The 21741-nt window shown below is 34.3% G+C and carries 19 protein-coding genes; 10 read left to right on the forward strand and 9 right to left on the reverse strand.

The annotated features are described in order from the left end of the window. Positions 1-41: 41 nt before the first annotated feature. Entirely contained in the window at positions 42-2624 is a 2583-nt protein-coding gene (gene mutS / locus ABJI11_RS17000) for a DNA mismatch repair protein MutS (protein WP_348354928.1), read from the reverse strand. A gap of 165 nt (positions 2625-2789) precedes the next feature. Here mutS and ABJI11_RS17005 point away from each other — a divergent pair, with 165 nt between their 5' ends. Continuing rightward, entirely contained in the window at positions 2790-3320 is a 531-nt protein-coding gene (locus ABJI11_RS17005) for an RNA methyltransferase (RefSeq protein WP_348354931.1), read from the forward strand. A 118-nt stretch (positions 3321-3438) separates the two neighbouring features. On the opposite strand, the gene folK is transcribed toward ABJI11_RS17005, so the two are convergent. Further along, positions 3439-4581, reverse strand: coding sequence for a 2-amino-4-hydroxy-6-hydroxymethyldihydropteridine diphosphokinase (folK, locus tag ABJI11_RS17010; protein WP_348354934.1), 1143 nt, complete (start codon positions 4579-4581; stop codon positions 3439-3441). Positions 4582-4652: 71 nt separating this feature from the next. Here folK and sppA point away from each other — a divergent pair, with 71 nt between their 5' ends. From sppA to ABJI11_RS17025, 3 genes are read left to right on the forward strand one after another with little or no spacing between them, the layout of a single operon-like run. Next, complete coding sequence (gene sppA / locus ABJI11_RS17015) at positions 4653-6413, forward strand: signal peptide peptidase SppA (protein WP_348354937.1); 1761 nt, start codon at positions 4653-4655, stop codon at positions 6411-6413. A gap of 3 nt (positions 6414-6416) precedes the next feature. After that, positions 6417-7133, forward strand: a complete 717-nt coding sequence (locus ABJI11_RS17020; RefSeq protein WP_348354940.1) for a queuosine precursor transporter — start codon at positions 6417-6419, stop codon at positions 7131-7133. Positions 7134-7166: 33 nt separating this feature from the next. Continuing rightward, entirely contained in the window at positions 7167-9908 is a 2742-nt protein-coding gene (locus ABJI11_RS17025) for an AsmA-like C-terminal region-containing protein (RefSeq protein ID WP_348354943.1), read from the forward strand. Here the strand turns inward: ABJI11_RS17025 and ABJI11_RS17030 are convergent. Continuing rightward, a complete protein-coding gene (locus ABJI11_RS17030; RefSeq protein ID WP_348354946.1) occupies positions 9901-10695 on the reverse strand; it encodes a DUF2797 domain-containing protein in 795 nt (264 codons plus the stop codon). The genes ABJI11_RS17025 and ABJI11_RS17030 overlap by 8 nt on opposite strands. A gap of 79 nt (positions 10696-10774) precedes the next feature. On the opposite strand from ABJI11_RS17030, the gene ABJI11_RS17035 reads away from it, so the two are divergent. Continuing rightward, positions 10775-12289, forward strand: coding sequence for a GH3 auxin-responsive promoter family protein (locus ABJI11_RS17035; protein ID WP_348354949.1), 1515 nt, complete (start codon positions 10775-10777; stop codon positions 12287-12289). Between the two features lie 255 nt (positions 12290-12544). Further along, positions 12545-13102 (forward strand): hypothetical protein, encoded by a 558-nt coding sequence (locus tag ABJI11_RS17040; RefSeq protein ID WP_348354952.1) that lies wholly within the window; start codon positions 12545-12547, stop codon positions 13100-13102. A gap of 79 nt (positions 13103-13181) precedes the next feature. Here the strand turns inward: ABJI11_RS17040 and clpX are convergent, their stop codons facing one another. The 6 genes from clpX to ABJI11_RS17070 form a co-directional block, all read right to left on the reverse strand. After that, positions 13182-14417: an ATP-dependent Clp protease ATP-binding subunit ClpX gene (gene clpX, locus ABJI11_RS17045; RefSeq protein ID WP_348354955.1), complete on the reverse strand. Its 1236-nt coding sequence runs from the start codon at positions 14415-14417 to the stop codon at positions 13182-13184. 87 nt (positions 14418-14504) lie between these two features. Then, positions 14505-15185 (reverse strand): ATP-dependent Clp endopeptidase proteolytic subunit ClpP, encoded by a 681-nt coding sequence (gene clpP, locus ABJI11_RS17050; protein ID WP_276492013.1) that lies wholly within the window; start codon positions 15183-15185, stop codon positions 14505-14507. A gap of 88 nt (positions 15186-15273) precedes the next feature. Then, positions 15274-16596, reverse strand: a complete 1323-nt coding sequence (gene tig, locus ABJI11_RS17055) for a trigger factor (protein ID WP_348354958.1) — start codon at positions 16594-16596, stop codon at positions 15274-15276. A 100-nt stretch (positions 16597-16696) separates the two neighbouring features. Further along, positions 16697-17044 carry a phage holin family protein gene (locus tag ABJI11_RS17060; protein WP_084684625.1) on the reverse strand — a complete coding sequence of 116 codons (348 nt, stop codon included), beginning with the start codon at positions 17042-17044 and terminating at the stop codon, positions 16697-16699. 28 nt (positions 17045-17072) lie between these two features. After that, positions 17073-17849: an alpha/beta fold hydrolase gene (locus ABJI11_RS17065; protein ID WP_348354963.1), complete on the reverse strand. Its 777-nt coding sequence runs from the start codon at positions 17847-17849 to the stop codon at positions 17073-17075. Beyond that, positions 17846-18559, reverse strand: a complete 714-nt coding sequence (locus ABJI11_RS17070; RefSeq protein ID WP_348354966.1) for a pyridoxine 5'-phosphate synthase — start codon at positions 18557-18559, stop codon at positions 17846-17848. Before ABJI11_RS17070 ends, ABJI11_RS17065 begins: the two co-directional genes overlap by 4 nt. 92 nt (positions 18560-18651) lie before the next feature. Between ABJI11_RS17070 and ABJI11_RS17075 the strand changes: the two genes are divergently transcribed. The 4 genes from ABJI11_RS17075 (at position 18652) to ABJI11_RS17090 (ending at position 21740) form a co-directional block, all read left to right on the forward strand. Beyond that, positions 18652-19308, forward strand: a complete 657-nt coding sequence (locus tag ABJI11_RS17075; RefSeq protein ID WP_348354969.1) for a CBS domain-containing protein — start codon at positions 18652-18654, stop codon at positions 19306-19308. 1 nt (position 19309) lies between these two features. Further along, positions 19310-20191 carry an NAD kinase gene (locus tag ABJI11_RS17080; RefSeq protein WP_348354972.1) on the forward strand — a complete coding sequence of 294 codons (882 nt, stop codon included), beginning with the start codon at positions 19310-19312 and terminating at the stop codon, positions 20189-20191. 113 nt (positions 20192-20304) lie between these two features. Continuing rightward, the gene (locus ABJI11_RS17085) at positions 20305-20991 is read left to right on the forward strand and encodes a DUF6089 family protein (RefSeq protein ID WP_348354974.1); all 687 of its coding nucleotides are present in this window, start codon (positions 20305-20307) and stop codon (positions 20989-20991) included. Positions 20992-20999: 8 nt separating this feature from the next. Beyond that, complete coding sequence (locus ABJI11_RS17090) at positions 21000-21740, forward strand: isoprenyl transferase (protein WP_348354977.1); 741 nt, start codon at positions 21000-21002, stop codon at positions 21738-21740. Position 21741: the final 1 nt, after the last annotated feature.

A 21741-nucleotide genomic window follows, 5' to 3' on the forward strand; every position in this document is an offset into this window, starting at 1 on the left:
TGTAAAAACCAAAGTAAAAATGTGCAAAAGAATTAAAAAATTTACGAAGTAGCTTTTTTGTCCTTGGTTAACAGTCTTTTAATCTCATTTAATTTCATCAAAGCTTCTACCGGAGTTAGCGTATCTATGTCTAAATGTGTGATTTCTTCCTTAATTTCTTCCAATAAGGGGTCGTCTAAGTTAAAAAAGCTGAGTTGCATTTCATCAGAATCATCTTTGAGTTTGTCTCCAACATCTTCACTAACGTGTTTGTTTTCTAACTTTTTCAAAATTTTATTCGCCTTTTGAATTACTTGTTGGGGCATACCTGCCATTTTAGCCACATGTATACCAAAACTATGTTCGCTACCACCTGGAACTAATTTTCGTAAAAATAGCACGGTATCTTTCAGTTCTTTAATAGCTACATTATAATTTTTAATGCGATTAAAGGTATTGGTCATTTCATTGAGCTCATGATAATGTGTAGCAAACATAGTTTTTGCCCTTGCAGGATGTTCATGTAGGTATTCTGAAATTGCCCACGCTATAGAAATACCGTCATAGGTGCTTGTACCTCTACCTATTTCATCTAAAAGTACAAGGCTTCGTTCAGATAGGTTGTTTAGAATAGATGCTGTTTCGTTCATTTCTACCATAAAGGTAGATTCTCCCATTGATATATTGTCACTGGCCCCTACACGTGTAAATATTTTATCTACAACACCAATTTTAGCTATTTCAGCGGGCACAAAGCTACCCATTTGCGCTAGTAAAACTATCAGCGCGGTTTGTCTAAGTAATGCAGATTTACCACTCATATTAGGACCGGTAATCATTATAAATTGTTGATTTGAGCGATCTAATTGTAGGTCGTTTGAAATATACTGCTCACCTAATGGCAGTTGTTTTTCTATTACAGGGTGTCTTCCATCTATTATTTCTAAATCGGTGGAATCGTTTAAGGACGGACAATTGTATGCGTTTTCTTTTGCAAGTTGCGCAAAACCGCAAAGGCAATCTAATTGGGCAATAAGGTGTGCATTGTTTTGTACTGGGGCAATATATTCTTGCATCCATACAACCAATTGTGAGAACAATTGTTGTTCTAAGGTTGATATACGATCTTCTGCACCAAGAATTTTTGCTTCATATTCTTTTAGTTCGTCTGTAATATAACGCTCGGCATTGACCAAGGTTTGTTTACGTGTCCAGGTTTCTGGAACTTTATCTTTATGGGTGTTTCTAACTTCTATATAATATCCAAAAACATTGTTAGAGGCTATTTTTAGGGAAGTGATACCTGTTGCGGCAGTTTCCCTTTCTAACATGTTGTTAAGGTAATTTTTACCCGATGTTGCCAGCCCTCTTAATTCATCTAGTTCTTCTGAGAAACCTTCTGCAATTGTACTGCCTTTTAAAATATTTACAGGCGCTTCTTCACTTAACATTTCTTTAATCTTTGCTCTCAATAAATCGCAAGATTGAATTTGGTCACCTGTCAAGGCCAGTGATTCGTTTTTAGAAGAGGTTGCCAGTTGCTTTATGGGTATTAAAGCTTCTAAAGAATTCTTTAATTGAACAACTTCTTTAGGGTTGACCTTGCCTGTAGCTACCTTAGAAATTAATCGTTCTAAATCGCCCATTTGTTTAATATGGTGCTGAAACTTTTCTAAAATAACTTCTTCCTCATATAGAAAAGAAACAATCTGCTGTCTCCTTTTAATTTTTTCTAAATTTTTAAGAGGTAAAGCAAGCCATCTCTTTATCATACGCCCACCCATTGGTGAAATCGTTTTGTCAATGACATCTAAAAGTGTTACAGCATTGACATTTGTAGAATGGTAAAGTTCAAGATTTTTTATGGTGAACCTATCCATCCATATATAATCGTCTTCGGCAATTCGTTGCAGTTTTGATATATGTTGTAACTGGCGGTGTTGTGTCTCTCCTAAATAATGTAAAACCACACCAGATGCTATAATACCACAGGTTAAATGGTCAACACCAAAACCTTTAAGCGTATTGGTATTAAAGTGTGAGGTAAGGTTCTCTAGTGCATAGTCTTGTTGAAAAACCCAATCTTCTAAATAGAATAGGTGGTGATTTTTGCCAAATACATCTAAAAACTCTTTTTTATGTGCTTTAGAAATTAATACTTCGTTGGGAGAGAAATTCTGTAATAATTTATCGATTTGCTCTTCACTACCTTCTGAAGTTAAAAACTCACCGGTAGAAATATCTACAAACGATATACCAATCTTCTTTCTTCCAAAATGAACGGCGCAAAGAAAGTTATTGGTTTTAGAATTTAAGATATCGTCGTTCATTGCTACCCCAGGGGTAACCAATTCAGTAACGCCTCGTTTAACAATAGTTTTGGTCTGCTTAGGGTCTTCTAGTTGATCACAGATAGCAACGCGTTGACCAGCTTTTACCAGCTTAGGTAAATAGGTGTTTAATGAGTGATGCGGAAAACCAGCTAACTCCGTTCTTTCGCCACCATTATTTCTATTGGTCAGTATAATTCCTAAAATACGTGAAGCCTTTACGGCATCTTCACCAAAAGTTTCATAAAAATCTCCTACACGAAACAGCAATAATGCATCAGGATACTTGGTCTTGATGGTGTTATATTGCTTCATTAAAGGGGTTACCTTTTTTGTCTTGCTTTTATCCGCCACTTTATCTTTATCTCATTAATTTTGCTCCTTCACGAAAGTATGGTTTAATCTCTGGAAATTTAATTATTGTTGATATTTCAGGATAAGTTTATAGCTATACCAATTAATGAAATTGAATTTTACAGTATGAGAAAATTAAGAAATGAGGAGTTAGATAGAATTGATGTTGAAGGGTATAAACTTGCCATTAAATCTCCTATAATTATTGTTCTTGATAATATAAGAAGTTTAAACAATATAGGTTCTGTCTTTAGAACTGCCGATGCTTTTCTAGTCGAAAAAATATATCTGTGCGGTATTACGGCTAAACCGCCTCATAAAGATATTCATAAAACTGCACTAGGTGCTACGGATAGTGTAGATTGGGAGCATGTTGAAGATACGTTGGAACTTGTTGAAAGATTAAAGAAAGAGGGTTGCCATGTAATAGCGGTAGAGCAAGCAGAAGATGCTACTCAATTAAATGAATACGCTCCTGAAAAAGATAAAAAACAGGTGCTCATTTTTGGGAATGAAGTTAAGGGTGTTGTTCAGAACGTGGTTTCTGCAAGTGATGAAGTATTGGAAATTCCGCAATTTGGCACTAAACATTCATTGAATATTTCAGTTAGTGTAGGTGTGGTGGTGTGGGATTGCTGGAGTAAATTAAACGCATAAAAAAACCTGATCGTAGATCAGGTTTTTTAGTATAGTCTGAGTTAGTTAGTTGCACGAATGCCCACACAATAAAAGATTTTCTTTTCATTTACGCAAGAAATTGCTCAATTTATATTAGTTATAAGTTGGCTAGCGCAAAGTCTTCAATCTTGGTCAAAACCACTTCGTAGTCGCTTTTATGGCTTACAAAATCAAGATCGCTGACATCTATAATTAGTTGATTTTCTTTAGGGTATGTCTTTAGGAAGTCGAAATACCCACGGTTAATTTTCTCTAGGTATGTGAGCTCTATATTCTGTTCGTAATCTCTTCCTCGTTTTTTAATTTGTTGTAATAGCCTTTCTGTTGTTTGGTACAGATAAACGTAAACTTTAGGCTTTTTAACCTCTTTGTACATAAAGTTAAATACCTTTCTATATAGGTCAAACTCGTTCTGTTGTAGCGTGACCTTGGCAAATATTAGCGATTTATAAATATCATAATCACTGACCATAAAGCTTTTAAATAGATCAAGTTGATTGGTGTCTTCTGTAAATTGTTGATATCTATCGGCTAAAAAAGACATTTCTAAAGGGAAAGCATACCTGGCTTGGTCTTCATAAAAACTTGGTAAAAACGGATTTTCGGCAAATCGTTCCAATATTAATTTAGCATTAAAATCTTCTGAAATTTTTGTGGCTAATGTGGTTTTACCTGCGCCAATATTACCTTCTATGGCAATGTATTGCAGACTGGCAAAAAATGTATGACGATTTTTGAACAATCTTGTAATTTGTTTGGTAATGGTGCTTTTATCTTTACACTCTTGTAGTAAATTTCTGGTGTCCTTATTGAAAATGGGGTGATAAAATTGCGGCGTAATATCGGCAAGAGGTTTTAGAATAAACTTTCTTTCTTGCATTTTGGGGTGCGGAACCGTTAAATTTTCAGTGTTGATGATATCTCTTTCATAATAGATGATGTCAATATCCAAAGTTCTGCTTTGGTAACTGTCGCTTTCATTCCGTTCTCTACCAAAATCAGTTTCAATGGCTAATAATTTAGCTAGCAAATCTTCAGGTGATAGTAAAGTCTGTAATTCTAAACAGGCATTTAAGAAATCTTCCCCTTCAAAACCCCAAGACGGAGTTTCGTAAATGGCAGATACCTGCCTAATTTCACCGGCTATTTTACCGATTTCAAAAATGGCTTTTTGTAATAGCAATTTACGGTTGCCTAAATTACTGCCAATAGATAAGAATGCTGTTTTGTATACTCCCATAATATTAGGGCAAAATAACTAAAACATATTCACATTAGTTATCTTTGTTCACTATTAAAATAAAGATTTAAATGAATTTTTTAAGAAATTTTCTTGCTTCCATTTTAGGTTCCTTATTTGCATTTGGGATCATGTTTGTTATGTTTTTAATTTTTGTAAGCTTGGTCAGTAGTGGTGAAGAGACCGTTGCTGTTAAAGACAACTCTATTTTAGAATTGCAATTACAAAGGCAAATTTCAGATTACACAGGTAGTAATGAATTAGATCCTTTTGCAGGTATTTTTGAAGAGTCGCAGGGCTTGGATGAAATTATACAGGCTATTGAAGTAGCTAAAAATGATGATCGTATTAAGGGTATAAGTATTAATAATAACTTTATTATCGCCGGTTTGGCACAAACTCAGGCTATTAGAAGGTCATTAGAAGATTTTAAAACCGAAGGTAAATTCATTTATGCCTATGCTGATTTTTTTATGCAGCGTGATTATTATTTAGCAAGTGTTGCCGATTCTATTTTTATAAATCCGGTAGGGGTTTTGGATTTTAAAGGTTTGTCCACAGAAGTACTCTATTATAAAGAGCTTCAAGAAAAATCTGGAATTAAGATGGAGGTTATTCGTCATGGTAAGTATAAAAGTGCCGTTGAGCCATATTTAGAAGATAACATGAGTGATGCCAATAGAAGCCAATTGACTTCATTGCTTCAATCACTTTGGAATTCTATGATTGTAGATATTTCAAAAACACGTTCTATTTCTGAATCTGATTTAAACATGATTGCGGATACCTTAGGTGGTAGAACTCCTAAATACGCTAAGCAATCTGGTTTAATAGATGATGTAGTTTTTTATGATGAGTACGAGGGTAAATTGGCAAACGCACTTAGTCTTAAGGCAGATGAGGATATCAATTACAGTAAATTAGATGACTATGTAAAATATTCAAATAAAAAGAAGCTTAAATCGGGTGACGATAAAATTGCAATCGTGTTCGCGCAAGGTGAAATATTATATGGAGAAGGTGGTCCTAATATCATAGGTCAGGGAATTATTAATGAAGCGTTAATTAAAGCTCGTGAAGATGAAGATGTAAAGGCAATTGTGTTGCGTGTAAATTCGCCAGGTGGTAGTGCTTTAACTTCAGATATTATTTGGAGAGAGGTGGCACTGGCAAGAGAAGTGAAACCGGTAGTAGTTTCTATGGGTAACGTTGCGGCGTCTGGTGGTTACTATATTGCAGCTGGTGCAGATAAGATATTTGCAGAACCAACTACGATAACGGGTTCTATTGGTGTATTTGGTACAGTGCCTAATATGACCGAGTTGGCAGATAATGTTGGTATTAATGCCGAACAGGTGGGTACTAATAAAAATGCTGTAGAGTATTCGCTTTTTGAGCCTATGCAAGAAAGCTTTAAAAATCAAATTCAAGAAAGTATAGAAGAAACCTACCAAACATTTTTACAAAGAGTATCAGAAGGTAGAAATTTGAGTATGGCGCAAGTAGATAGCGTGGCTCAAGGCAGGGTTTGGAGCGGTACTGAAGCTTTAGAAGTTGGTCTGGTAGATGAACTTGGTAATTTAGACGATGCTATTACTGCTGCTGCAGAGATGGCTGAATTGGGGTCTTACGGAATTAAGAAATTCCCGAAATACAAAAGCGGATTTGAACGTTTTATGGAAGATTTAGAAGGGGCAAGTCTACAACTCAAAGAGAATATCTTGAAAGATGAAATAGGAGATGAAGCTTACAAAGTTTTAAAAGAATTACAGTCTTTTAAAGAGCAACAAGGTATACAGGCTAGAATGCCATTTGCATTAGATATTAAATAATATATGACCTTAAAAGATAGAAAATTAGCACAACGTATTTATCTGTATTTAGGGGCTTTGTTCATCACTTCTCTAGTGGTTTCAAACCTTATATTTCAAAAGTTTTTTTATTGGAATCCCTTCGGGGATTTCACTGTTTATGGGGTGTCTCTTTTTGAAGTATCCGTAGGTATTTTACCTTACCCTATAACCTTCCTTATTACTGATTTAATATCGGAGATTTACGGTAGAAAAATGGCGAACCAGATTGTTACCGCCGGTATATTTGCTTCTTTCTTTTCTATGGGTATTATTTTGTTGGCAGAGGTGGCGCCTGCAATTCCTTCTTCACCTATAAATGATGAAACTTTTACACAAGTATTTGCTTTGTCACCAATTGCAGTTTTGGCTTCAATGATAGCTTATTTGTTGGCTCAATATGTTGATGTAGCCATTTATCATTTTTGGAAAAAATTGACTAAAGGAAAATATTTATGGATTCGTAACAATTTTTCAACATTCCTATCACAATTTCTTGATACGTTTACCGTTGTGGGGTTGTTATGTGTCTTTAAAGTATTGCCGTGGAATCTTTTTTTCGGTCTTGTAGTAAGCGGATTTATTTTTAAGATTTTTATAGCATTTCTAGACACCCCTTTTCTCTATTTCTTCGTATATATAATGAGAAAACGTTTTAATCTAAAGCCAAATGAAGAATTGGATTTAGATGTTTTAGAATAAGAGCGTTAAACAAAAACAGATTAAAAGTATACTATGGGTAAGAAAATATTAAAAATTGTCGGCATATTATTAGTCTTGATCATTGTGGTTTTAATTGCAGCTCCTTTCTTTTTAGAAGCTAAAATTGGTGAGATTATTAAAAGTAATGTCAACCAAAATGTAAACGCCACATTAGATTTTTCTGAGGCTAATTTAAGTTTGGTCAGTAGTTTTCCTAATGCAGAAGTAGATTTTAAAGATGTTGTTCTTTTGAATAAAGCTCCTTTTGAGGGAGATACCTTGTTTAAGGCTGAAAATTTAGACTTAACCATGGGTATCATGCAATTGTTTAAAAACGAGGGGGATGCAATAGCCATTAATAATATCAATTTAGATGGTGCATTTATTAATGTAGTGGTTGATGAAGAAGAGAACGCTAACTATGATATAGCCTTGGCGTCTGATCCCGCTAGCACAGTAGAAGAGGAAGCCGGTGCTACAGATGGTTTTAACCTGGATTTGCAGTCGTACGAAATTACAAATACAAGAATCTACTATACGGACAATTCAACAGGTATTGCTTTTAAGTTAGACGATTTTCAACATACGGGTACTGGTGATTTGTCTTTGGCTACTTCTGAGTTAGATACACATACCGATGCTTTTATTTCATTGGAAATGGATAGTGTTAATTACTTAAGCAAGAATAAAATTAAGTTAGATGCTCTTATAGGTATCGATTTAAATGAAAATAAATACTCTTTTTTAAAGAACGAGGCATTGCTAAATCAGTTGCCTCTAGTGTTTGATGGTTTTATTAAATTGAATGAAACCAATCAAGAGGTAGATTTAACCTTTAAAACTCCTTCGTCAGATTTTAAAAACTTCTTGGGGGTTATTCCTGAGGTGTATTCTAAGAATATTGAAGATGTTACTACTACAGGTAATTTTGCCGTTAATGGTAATTTCAAAGGTGTAGTGGATGAAACTCATATCCCAACTTTTCATATAGCGTTGAAATCTGATAATGCTTCATTTAAGTATCCAGATTTGCCAAAAGCAGTAAGCAATGTCTTTTTTGATATTCAACTGGATAATAAAACTGGTATAGTAGAAGATACATATGTAAACATTAATAAGGCTTCTTTTAAAATAGATGAAGATAAGTTTAATCTTACTTCTAATATTACGGAGTTAATGGGTAATACCAAAGTTAAAGCGCATATGGATGGTGATATGAATTTGGCAAATATCTCTAAAGCTTATCCTGTGCCTGAAGAATACAATTTAAAGGGAATGTTGAAAGCTGATATTACTACAGCTTTTGATATGCAATCTGTAGAGAAAGAACAATATGAAAAAACAAGTACTGCAGGGAATCTAAGTTTAACTGATTTTGAGTATAATTCAGAAGAACTTGCTAATCCTGTAAAGTTTAAAGCGGCGGCTTTAACTTTTAACCCTAAAACGGTTACATTAAATAATCTGAACGGAACTACTGGTACTACAGATTTTGATGCAACAGGTACTATCAACAACCTTTTGGGCTTTATGTTCAACGATGAAAAAGTAGAGGGTAACTTTAATTTAAAGTCTAACTCTTTTGCTTTGAACGATTTTATGGTTGCAGAAACCGAGACCGCCTCAACTACGAACGAAGAAGTTGCAACCGGTGAAGGAACCGTACAGGAAGAAAAAATTAAAATTCCATCTTTTTTAGATGCGACGATTAATGCAGATGCTAAAAAGGTATTGTATGATGATATTGTGTTGAGTGACGTAAAAGGAGTTTTGAAGATAAAAGACGAAACTGCTACGCTTAGTAATATGACTGCCGGTATGTTCGGTGGTAAAATTGCATTTAACGGTGATGTGTCTACTAAAAATGAAACGCCTACTTTTAATATGAAGTTAGATTTAAATCAGTTAGGTATTCAAGAAACATTCGCTTCGGTCGATCTGTTTAAAGCCATTGCTCCAATTGCTAAAATGTTGAATGGAAAATTAACGTCAGATATTTCTTTATCTGGTAATTTAACCGATGATTTAATGCCAAATCTACTATCATTGACAGGTGAAATGTTTGCTGACTTGATGACGGATGAAGTGAATACCGAAGATGCACCTGTGTTGAATTCTTTAGTTTCAAATTTGAATTTTATCGATTTAAAACAATTGAATTTAAAAGATTTGAAAACATCATTAAGTTTTAATGATGGTATAGTGGATGTGAAACCGTTTACCTTGAATTATAAGGATATCGCCATTAATGTTGATGGTAGCCACTCATTTGATCAAAAACTGGACTATAAGGCAACGTTGCAAGTGCCAGCGAAGTATTTAGGTTCTGATATCACCAATTTAATAGCGAAAATCGATGATTCTTCTTTATCTGATTTAACCATACCTGTAGTTGCCAATATTGGCGGACTCTATAGCAGTCCTCAAGTGAGCACTGATATGACCACGGGGGTAAAAGAATTGACCAATAAGTTAATTGAAGTTGAAAAGCAAAAACTAATTACTAAGGGAACGGATAAAGCGAAAGACCTAATTGGTGGTTTAATTAGTGGTAATAAAACTAGTGAAGATACAACTGGTTCATCTGATACTTCCACTACAACAAGTGCTAAAGATATTCTAGGAGGCATTTTATCTACTAAGAAAGATACTGCTACTACAACGTCTACCAAAAGTGATTCTGTGCCCGTGCAAACTGAAAAAGATGCAGTAAAAGAAAAGGCAAAGGATATCTTAGGAGGTCTATTTGGTAAGAAAAATGATAGTACTAAGTAATAGTGAGACCAACGTAGTATCCCTCGCTACCTCTTACATTGAAAACAGTGTTATCTTCAAATATGAGATATTGACCTTTTATGCCTTTTAGTTTACCTTCAAAAGTTGGTGTTTTGGTTAGGTTAAGGCTTTTTACTTTGGTTGGGTATTGTAATACGGGAAACTGCATTTCTGTTTCTGAACTAGAATCTAAGAAATAGGGTAGAGCCTCTTCAGGTATATACTGTTTAAGTTTATCTCGCCATTCTTGTAGATTTTCGTCTACTACTGTATTGGTAAGCATAGTACGCCAATTTGTTTTATCGCCAACATGATCTTTTAGGGCAACTTCAGTAATTCCTGCTAAATATCTATTTGGTACTTCTACAATTTCTATGGCTTCATGTGCTCCTTGGTCAATCCAACGAGTCGGTACTTGTCCTTTTCTAGTAACACCTACTTTTACATTGCTAGAATTGGCTAGATAAACTATATGTGGCTGTAGTTGCACCTTTTTCTCGTAGACCAAATCTCTGTCTTCTTGGTCTAAATGTGCCTTGCTTAGCTCGGGTCTCATAATCCAATCTCCCGCAGATGGTATCTCAAAAAAACATGATTTACAAAATCCTTGCCTGTAAATAGGACGGTCATTACCGCAATTGAGACATTGATGTTTAATGAATTCTATTTTCAATGTTTTGTCCAAAACTTGATTTACATTCAAAAAGTCTGATTCAAATAACATATAATATTGAATAGGACTTCCCATTTCTGTCTGCATTTTTCTAAGTACTCCCTCGTATTGCATGTAAATTTGGCTTATTGAATTATCGATTTGAAAATGATAGTGAGATACGCTATTTTTAACAATACAAAGATACCTATAAATGCCAATTACCCTATTTAATTCAATCGCCTCTTGGTTGCTAAAGAAACGATATCATCAGATAGAACTTTTTTTAAAATATCCTGATGAGGTTCAAGAAGAGGTTTTATTGCAGTTGCTTGAATTTGCAGAAGACACAGAGGTGGGTAGAACCTATGATTTTGAGTCTATTGAGTCATACAAAGTTTTTAAGGAGCGATTGCCGATAGTATCTTATGAAGAGGTTCAGCCAATTATTGAGCGTACTAGAAGAGGTGAGCAAAATCTGTTTTGGCCTACCAAAGTAAAATTGTTTGCCAAAAGTAGCGGTACAACAGATGCTAAAAGTAAGTTTATACCGGTTAGTGCAGAGGCATTAGAAGATTGCCACTATAAATCAAGTAAAGATTTGTTATGTCTTTATCTGAACAATAATGAAAACTCTCAATTATTTACTGGTAAAAGTTTGCGTTTGGGCGGTAGTAAAGAACTCTATGAAGACAATGGTTCTTTATTTGGTGATTTATCTGCTATTTTAATTGATAATATGCCTTTGTGGGCAGAATATAGTAGCACGCCTAGTAATAAGGTGTCTTTGATGAGTGAATGGGAGAGTAAGCTTATGGCAATCATTCATGAAAGTGTTCAAGAGAATGTGACTAGTTTGGCTGGTGTGCCTTCTTGGATGCTGGTTTTAATGAATAAGGTGCTTGAAGAGACCGGTAAAGAAAATCTATTTCAGGTTTGGGAAAACTTAGAGGTATACTTTCACGGCGGGGTAAATTTTAATCCTTATAAAGAACAGTATAAAAAAATATTGCCCAAGAGTGATTTTAGGTATTATGAAATTTATAATGCCTCTGAAGGCTTTTTTGCTATTCAAGATCGAAATGGCGCCGATGATTTATTATTGATGTTAGATTATGGGATTTTCTATGAATTTATTCCTATGGATGTCTATGGTTCTTTTGAGGAAGAGGCTATACCTTTGTGGGAAATTGAAATAGGTAAGAATTATGCTATAATAATTACTACTAACTCTGGTTTGTGGCGTTATAAAATTGGAGATACAATACGTTTTACTTCTAAAAGTCCTTATAGAATTAAAGTTACGGGCCGTACTAAACATCATATTAATGTGTTTGGTGAAGAGTTAATTATTGAGAATGCCGAAGAGGCGCTGAAAATAGCTTGCGCAAAAACAGAGGCTGAAATAATAGATTATACTGCCGGACCAGTTTTTATGATTGGAAAGGAAAAGGGAGCTCATGAGTGGATTATGGAATTTAGAACTTTACCAAAAGATTTTGATGCTTTTGTAGAGATATTTGACAATGCTTTAAAATCTCTAAATTCTGATTATGAGGCAAAGAGGCTTAATAATATCACCTTGAATATGCCAAGAGTGCATAAAGCACGTAAAAACCTGTTTTATGATTGGTTAAAGAAAAATGATAAACTTGGTGGTCAACATAAGATTCCAAGACTTTCTAATAAGAGGGATTATCTAGAGGAACTTTTATTAATGAATATGTAATTTGATCCATTTACACTAGATTCTAACCTAATCACAACAAAACTTTATATTTTTTTAATGCTTAGCATACATTTGTCTTCATGAATGTAGCTTTTGTATTACGTATTTTCTGTAGTCGATTTACATTAAAGTAATGTCTGATAAAATGGACTACATCGATAATTTTAAACGCGTAAACAATTAAATGGGTGTAACTGGAGTTATTTTTCCATCTTGCTAGAGTAAAACTTAACCAATACTATAAATACTATTATTATGGCAGAGAAATTAGTAATTGTTTCCGATATGTGGGGGGCTAAGAAAGGACTTTGGATTACTTCATACTTAGGATATCTTCAACAATATTTTGATATTACTTTTTATGATAGTCAGCAACTTGCCAATTTAGATATTCTAGTACAAACTGAAGAGAATGTGCATAATGCATTTTTAAAAGGAGGTATAGATACTGCGGCATCTCATTTACTTAAAAAAGAAACGGAACCTTGTTATTATCTAGCTTTTAGTACCGGTGCTACTATAGTTTGGGAAGCTGCAAAAAAAGGTTTGCCGGTTAAGTCGTTATATGGCGTTTCTCCTACGAGAATCCGTAAAAAGAACGATAGACCTAACGTGCCATTTCAATTGGTATATGGAGCTAACGATGAATTTAGACCAAGTGAAGAATGGGCAGATAGTTTAGGTGTAGAAATGGAAATTTTACCTAATTATGGTCATACATTATATACTGATGAGAAAATGATTAAAAAAGTATGTATGGACTTATTACAAGAAGTAACACAAATTACACCACAAGTAAAAAAAGTGGTTTGAAAATAATATAATAGTAAAGCATAAAAAAAGCGAAGATTTTAATCTTCGCTTTTTTTATATTTTTTAATTAGATGTGAGTTTATGAAACTGCCTTCAGCTTTTTAATGGTATCGTGAGATAGCATTTCTTCTGCGTAAGGTTTTGTAACTTTAAAATCGGTGTCACCTGAACTAGGCATTTCAAACATGGCATCTGTGAAGATGGCTTCACAAAGAGATCTTAAGCCCCTTGCACCAAGTTTATATTCAATTGCCTTTTCTACAATGTAATCTAAAGCTTGGTCTGTAATGCTGAATTTAATATCATCCATTGCAAACAGCTTTTCATATTGTTTGATAATTGCATTTTTTGGTTCCGTCAAGATCGCTCTTAAAGTCTTCTTGTCTAACGGGTTCATGTGCGTTAATACAGGAAGTCTACCTATAATTTCAGGTATAAGCCCAAAATCTTTTAGGTCTTTTGGGATGATGTATTGTAACAAGTTACTGTCATCTAAGAAGCTATCAGATTTAGATGCGCTATAGCCTACCGCTTGCATATTTAAACGCTTTGTTATTGCACGTTCAATACCGTCAAAAGCGCCACCAGCAATAAATAAGATGTTCTCTGTATTTACTTCAATGAATTTTTGATCAGGGTGCTTTCTTCCTCCTTTAGGCGGAACGTTTACAGAAGTACCTTCTAGTAATTTTAGAAGTCCTTGTTGAACTCCTTCTCCAGATACATCTCTTGTAATAGAAGGGTTGTCGCTCTTGCGAGCAATTTTATCGATTTCATCAATAAAAACGATACCTCTTTCCGCTTTTTCAAGATTGTAATCTGCCGCTTGTAATAGACGGGTCAAAATACTTTCTACATCTTCACCTACATAACCAGCTTCGGTCAATACGGTTGCATCAACAATAGCCAATGGTACATTAAGTAATTTGGCAATGGTCTTGGCCATTAAGGTTTTTCCTGTACCGGTTTGCCCAACCATTATAATATTACTTTTCTGGATCTCTATATCATCTTCTTGCGAAGATGGTTGTAATAATCTTTTGTAGTGATTGTAAACCGCAACGGACATAACCTTTTTGGTACGCTCTTGCCCTATGATGAAAGTGTCTAGAAATTCCTTGATTTCTTGAGGTTTTTTTAGGACAAGTTCAGAAGAAAGATCATTGGTCTTTGTCTGTTTTGACTCTTCGGCAACAATGCCATGAGCTTGTTCAATACAACGGTCGCATATGTGTGCGTCAAGACCCGCAATCAACAAATTAGTTTCAGGCTTTTTTCTACCGCAAAATGAACATTCTAAATTTTCCTTTGCCATTATCTATCTTCTATATTCTATTCCTTAACGATCAAAAATCGTTTTTGGTTTAAAAATCATTAATTTATTTGAACCAATCAGTCGGAATTATTTCTTCTCCCTTACCAAAATTTCATCAATCATACCGTATTTAAGTGCTTCGTCAGCTTTCATCCAGTAGTCACGGTCACTATCATCACGTACTTTATCAATATCTGTACCTGAGTGTTCAGCAATGATTTGGTAAAGTTCGTCTTTCAGTTTTAATATCTCTCTAGCTGTAATTTCAATATCACTAGCTTGACCTTGTGCACCACCAAGTGGTTGGTGAATCATAACACGAGAATGTTGTAAACCACTACGTTTGCCTTTTTCGCCTGCGCATAAAAGAACAGCACCCATAGAAGCGGCCATACCTGTACAGATAGTAGCTACATCAGGAGTGATAAATTGCATGGTGTCATAAATACCTAAACCTGCATATACACTACCACCTGGTGAGTTAATGTAAATTTGAATATCTTTTTTAGCATCAACACTTGCTAAAAACAATAATTGTGCTTGTATAATGTTGGCTACTTGGTCATTGATGCCAGTACCCATAAAAATGATGCGGTCCATCATTAAACGAGAATAAACGTCCATTGCAACGATGTTCATAGAGCGCTCTTCAATAATGTTTGGCGTCATGTTCGTTGGGTACATGCTGCTCATTATGGAATCATAATATGTGCTGCTAATGCCTTGGTCGTTTATAGCGAAATTCTTGAATTCTTTTCCGTAATCCATAAATTGTATGTCTATATTTTAGAGTAAAAAAAGGTGCCGAAAATTTCATTTCCGGCACCGTAAAGATACTTAATTTATTGTTTGGAATTTATCCGTAAACTTCTTTCACGAAATTTTCATAGGTAACTTCCTTTGTCTTAAGATTCGCTTTTTCTTTGTAAAGATTCAATAACTTCTGACTCATCAATTGTTCTGATAGTCTTTTTACTTCATCTTGGTTACCAAGAACTCTAGCGGCAATAGAATCTAATTCTTCTTCTTTAGGGTCTAATTGACCAAATTGTGCCATTTGTGTACGAATAAATCCTTTAGAGAATTCCTTCAATTCATCAAATTGAACTTGTAGGTCATTATCACGAATTATTTTACCCTCAATAAGTTGGTAGCGTAATCCTTTTTCAGATTTAGCATATTCTTCAACAGCTTGCTCTTCAGATAATGGTTCTTCACCGGTCATTTGAATCCACTTTGTCAAGAAACCGGTAGGTAATTCAAATTTTGTATTCTCTATGAAGTATTCAGTAACGTCGTTTAATAATTTTTGATCGGACTGTTGTTCAAATTGCTTTTCAGAATCTTCTTTGATACGTTCTTCTAATTCCTTTTCAGATTTTACGCTGTCAGGGCCAAAAAGTTTGTCAAATAATTCTTGATTTAATTCAGCAGCTTCTCTTTCGTTAATTTCAGAAATAGTGAAAGTGACCTCAGTATCTAATGCTTCGGCTTTTTGCTTGTCAACGCCTAAAGCGCTAGATAGCATATGATCTTCATTGAAAAGACCTTTTGTTTTCAATGTAACAACATCACCAACTTTTTTGCCTTTTAAAGCATCTAAAGCTTTTTTGCTTTTCAACTTGTCGGTCTCAAGCATTGTTTTGTTGTCTATTTCTTCAGCTTCATTAGTGAATGTGCCGCTTACTTCATCGTTCTTGCTAACTACATCCTTGCTTACAAGTTTACCGTATTGCTTTTGAATACGTTCAACTTGTTCGTCAATCATTTTCTTGTCTGCAACAATTTTGTATTGAGTAATTGCTTTTTTAGTTTTTAAAGAAACTTCAAAATCAGGAGCTAAACCTAATTCAAACTCAAAAGCCAATTCATCTTGATCCCAATCAAAATTGTCTTGTTGTTTTGGTAATGGGTTACCTAAAACGTCCAACTTTTCTTCAGTTAGGTATTTGTTAAGGTTGTCTTGCAACAATTTGTTTACTTCATCAACCAAAACGGCTTTACCATACTGCTTTTTAATAAGACCCATTGGAACTTGGCCTTTTCTAAAACCAGGAATATTAGCTTGCTTCTTATAATCCTTTAAAATGGTGTCTACCTTATCTTGGTAATCTTCTTTTGTGATAGCAACTTTAACTACTGCATTTAAATCGTCTATCTGCTCTTTCGTAATATTCATTCCTTAATATCTATTTGCATGTGTAAAATGGGATGCAAAAATACTACATTTTGCAAAGTCAACCAATTTTTTAAAGTATTGAATTTCAAATCACAAGCAACTATGACTTGTCATCTTTTAACAGTGTAAAAAAGATTGATTGCAAAAATGATAGCAACAAGCTAAAAATCAAAGCCCACCAAATGTTTCCAACGGCAAATCCATCAATAAGTTTGTCTGCCAATAATATGATGATAGCATTAATGATTAGTAGAAATAGACCGAAGGTAATTACAGTAACCGGTAGGGTTAAAATTACCAAAATTGGTTTTACCAATAAGTTCAGGATACTTAAAACAACTGCTACGATTACTGCGGTTATGAAGCTGTCTACGGATACATTTGGTAGAACGTTGGCTAAAATGACAACGGCTACTGCGCTTAATAGAATTCTTAAAATTAGTTTCATGGGTTATGGTTTTAAATTATAAATACGATTAATCTTTATTTAAAAAACGAAGTGATTTTTCAAAGAATTGAGTAGGGTTTTCGGCATGTAGCCAATGACCGGCATTGTCAATAGTTTCTACTGTAGCTTTAGGAAAATGAAGGTGTATAACTTCAAGGTCATTGTTGGTTACATATTCAGATTTGTCGCCTTTAAGAAATAGGGTGTAGCCATCAAAACTATCTGTGTTATTGATGTTGTCGCCAATTTCTTCCATTTTATTGCTCAGTACTTCTAAATTAAATTTAAAGCATAACTTTTTGTCTTCATTTCTATGAAGGTTTTTTAATAGAAATTGCCGAATGCCCGGATTAGAAAGATGTTTTTTTAATTGTTCATCAGCATCTTTTCTGGATTTTAAATTCGTGGTATCTACAGCGTTTAACCCATTAATGATCTCTTGATGATGTGGTGGATAGTATTTTGGGGCTATGTCTGCTACAATTAATCTATTAACTCGTTCAGGGTAGGTGCATGCAAATTGCATGGCGGTTTTACCACCCATTGAATGACCAATTAAAGCGGTATCTTCTATGTCATGAGCGTCTAGATAATTTAGAAAATCATCGGCAAGTATATCATAATTGAAATCTGGCGAATGAAAACTTTTGCCATGATTTCTTTGGTCAATTAAGTGAACGCGGAATCCGTTTTCAGCATATAATGTGCCTAACGTTTTCCAATTATCCAGCATCCCTAAAAATCCGTGTAAAATACACAATGGTTTACCTTCTCCTAAAATTACAGAATGTAATATTTGTTTCATTTTAATCTATGTAAATACATGTTTACTACATTATCAAAGCCTAAGTATAATGCTTCACTTATAAGCGCATGGCCAATAGATACTTCTAGTAAGTTAGGAATATTTTTAGCGAAATATTCAATGTTATCTAAACTAAGGTCATGACCGGCATTGATACCTATGCCTAATTCGTTTGCACGTTTTGCGGTCTCAATGAATGGTTTTATAGCTTCTTCTTTATTTTTCTCGTAGTCGGTAGCGTAACTTTCTGTGTATAATTCTATCCTATCAGTACCTATAGCTTTTGCGCCGTCTATCATTTTTGGGTCTGGGTCGACAAAGATTGAAGTACGAATACCGGCAGCTTTAAAGGTTTTAATGACATCGGTTAAAAAATCTTTATTTGTAATCGTATCCCAACCGGCGTTAGAGGTAATGGCATCTACAGAGTCTGGTACAAGTGTTACTTGTTCTGGTTTCACTTCTAGAACCAATTCAATGAATTTTGGAACCGGATTGCCTTCAATATTAAATTCTGTGGTGACCGTATTTTTTAAATCTCTGGCGTCTTGGTATCTAATATGACGTTCGTCTGGTCTAGGATGAATTGTGATTCCTTGTGCCCCAAAAGCTTCTAAGTCTTTAGAAACCTTAAGTAAATCTGGAACATTGCCACCACGGGCATTTCTAAGAGTTGCAATTTTGTTTACGTTAACGCTAAGTTTTGTCATTATGTCTTATTTACCTTTTAAGAGCATCAAAAATACAAATAAGGCACGCCTTTTGATATTATTAATTGTTATTTTGCGTTATATAAAGGTCTATGAATATTCAAGAACATATCATTACAAACTTACCAGTATTCGATATCAAGGATACTGCTGAAAAAGTCTTAGAGTTTTTTCATGACACTACGTACTCCCATGTTGCTATTTTGGAAGAAGGTAAGTTTCTTGGACTTTTCTCTGAGATAGATGCAGATGTGTTGCTTCCGGATTCTAAAATTGAGGAGTTTAGATATGAACTACAAAGTTTTTTTGCTCGTAGAGATACCAATTGGCTAGATGTTTTAGAGGTTTTTGCTAGGAATGAAGCTAATCTTATTCCGGTTCTTGATGAAAAGGAAGAAGTAAATGGTTACTATTGTTTAACAGATGTTGTTGCTGAATTTATTGATACGCCGTTTTTTACCGATCCAGGTAGTATTTTAGTGGTCGCGAAAGGCGTGAAAGATTATTCTTTTAGTGAAATCGCACAGATAGTTGAAAGTAACAATGCAAAACTTTTTGGTGGTTTTATAACCGATACCCAGAATGATGTTATTCAGGTGACTTTAAAAATTACCGCCAATAACTACAATAAGGTGGTACAAACTTTTAGACGTTACAATTACCATATTATATTTGGTAATAGTGATGATGAATTCTTAGAAGACTTAAAGAACAGATCAGATTACTTAGATAAATATCTTAATGTATAATATGAAAGTAGCTGTTTACGGTCAAACTTATCAAGATAATGCTATTGAATACCTCATTGAACTGTTAGATGAGTTGCAGACTGTTTCTGCAGAAGTTCATATTGAAAAAGATTTTTACGAATTATACCGAGCCAAAGGCAATAATCACACCTTTCCAATTTTTACTATAGAAGAAGGTTTGAATGCCTCTTTTGATATGTTCGTTAGTTTTGGTGGTGATGGTACTATTTTGCGAGCAACAACTTTTGTGAAAGATTTAGGTATTCCAATAGTAGGCGTTAATACAGGTAGGTTAGGTTTTCTTTCTACCTTTAAGAAAGAAGATGTTAGAAAAGTGGTTCAAGAATTTAAGCAAGGTGCATATACTGTTGTAGAGCGTAGTTTGGTGCAATTGAATACAAAAGAATTAGATGTAGAATTTGGAGACTTGAATTTTGCATTGAATGAAATTACCGTAAGTAGAAAAGATACTACTTCTATGATTACGGTAGAGACATATTTAAATGATGAGTATTTGACTTCTTATTGGGCAGACGGATTAATTATTTCTACCCCAACAGGTTCTACCGGATACTCCTTAAGTTGTGGAGGTCCTGTAATTGTGCCTACCGCTAAATCTTTGGTGTTGACCCCAATTGCTCCTCATAACTTAAATGCAAGACCTTTGGTAATTTCAGATGATACCATAATTAGATTAAAGGTGTCAGGCAGAGAAGATAACCATTTGGTTTCTTTAGATTCTAGAATAGCATCATTGGAAAACGGTCAGGAGATTGCTATTAGTAAAGCGCCATTTACTGTTAAAATGATAGAATACACTTCAGAAAGTTTTTTAAAGACCTTAAGAAATAAGCTTCTTTGGGGCGAGGATAGGCGAAATTGAGCCAACTTTTGAACAATAATTGTCCTTAATCGCTGTTTATCTTTTGAGAACATAAAAATTATTGCATTCTCTGTTTTGAATATTATATCTGCAATAATTGTAAAATCTATTTTATGCGTTACATAACGTTATTAGTATTGCTTTTTTCATTGTTAGGTTTGCAGGCGCAGACTTATGAGGTGGGTATTTTTGCTGGTGGTGCCAATACAATTAGCGATGTTGGTAGAACGGATTATCTTTTGCCTTCTAATATTGCTTTTGGCGGACTGTTCAAATGGAATATAAGTAAAAGATATGCATGGCGTGGTAGTTTAACTTATGGCAAATTCACTGCAGACGATAGTAAGTCTAGTTCTACGGCTAGACAGCAAAGAGGTTATGTAGTGGATAATTCAATTTTAGAAGGCTCCGTGGGCTTAGAATTTAACTTCGTAGAATATAATTTACACAAACTTGGTCCGGCATTTACACCCTATTTATATACAGGTCTTACCTATTTTAGGTATGATTATCAGTATTTTAATGGAGGTATTTTACAAGATATTAATCAAAAAGAAGGAAGTTTTGCGGTGCCAATGACTGTTGGTTTTAAGTATCGTATCAATCAGTTTCTTATTTTTGGAGGCGAAATAGGTGCTCGGTATACTTTTACAGATAACTTAGATGGTAGTAACCCTGAAGGTTCTAACTTTGAAGAATTCCAATTCGGTAATATTTTTAGCGATGACTGGTATGTATTTTCCGGTCTAACTTTAACTTATACTTTTGGAAGAAAGCCTTGTATGGATTGTTTTGAGTAATTTTTAAGATGAGTGATATAAACGATATTGATAAACTGAATGTTCCAAAGCACCTTGCTATTATTATGGATGGTAATGGTAGATGGGCAAAGGAACGCGGTAAACTAAGAGTTTTTGGTCACGAACACGGTGTAAAAACTGTTAGAATTGTTGTTGAGCAATGTGTTCAATTAAAAGTTGAATACCTAACATTATATACGTTTTCTACAGAAAATTGGAATAGACCTAAGATAGAAGTGCAGACACTTATGCGCTTATTAGTGTCTTCTTTAAAGAAAGAACTTAAAACTTTTAACAAAAATAATGTACGTTTAAATACCATAGGTAATATAGATGCATTGCCTTCAAAAGCTTACAAAGAGCTAGTTGAAGTTATGGATCAAACAAAGCAAAACACAGGCATGACGTTAACTTTAGCTTTGAGCTATGGTGCTCGTGAAGAGCTGCAATCTATGGTAAAACAGATAAGTACCAAAGTTAAAAATAATATAATTTCAATTGAAAACATTGACCAAGAAATTATAAATAGCCATCTTTACACGCATGATTTGCCAGATGTAGACTTATTGATTCGTACTAGTGGAGAACATCGTATCAGTAATTTTTTATTATGGCAAATAGCATACGCAGAGTTATATTTTATTGATGTATATTGGCCTGATTTTAGAGAGCATCATTTAGTTGAGGCCATAAAAAACTACCAGAACAGAGAACGAAGATTTGGAAAAACAAGCGAACAACTCACTTAAA

Source organism: Maribacter sp. (genome assembly GCF_039968975.1).
Lineage (GTDB): Bacteria > Bacteroidota > Bacteroidia > Flavobacteriales > Flavobacteriaceae > Maribacter.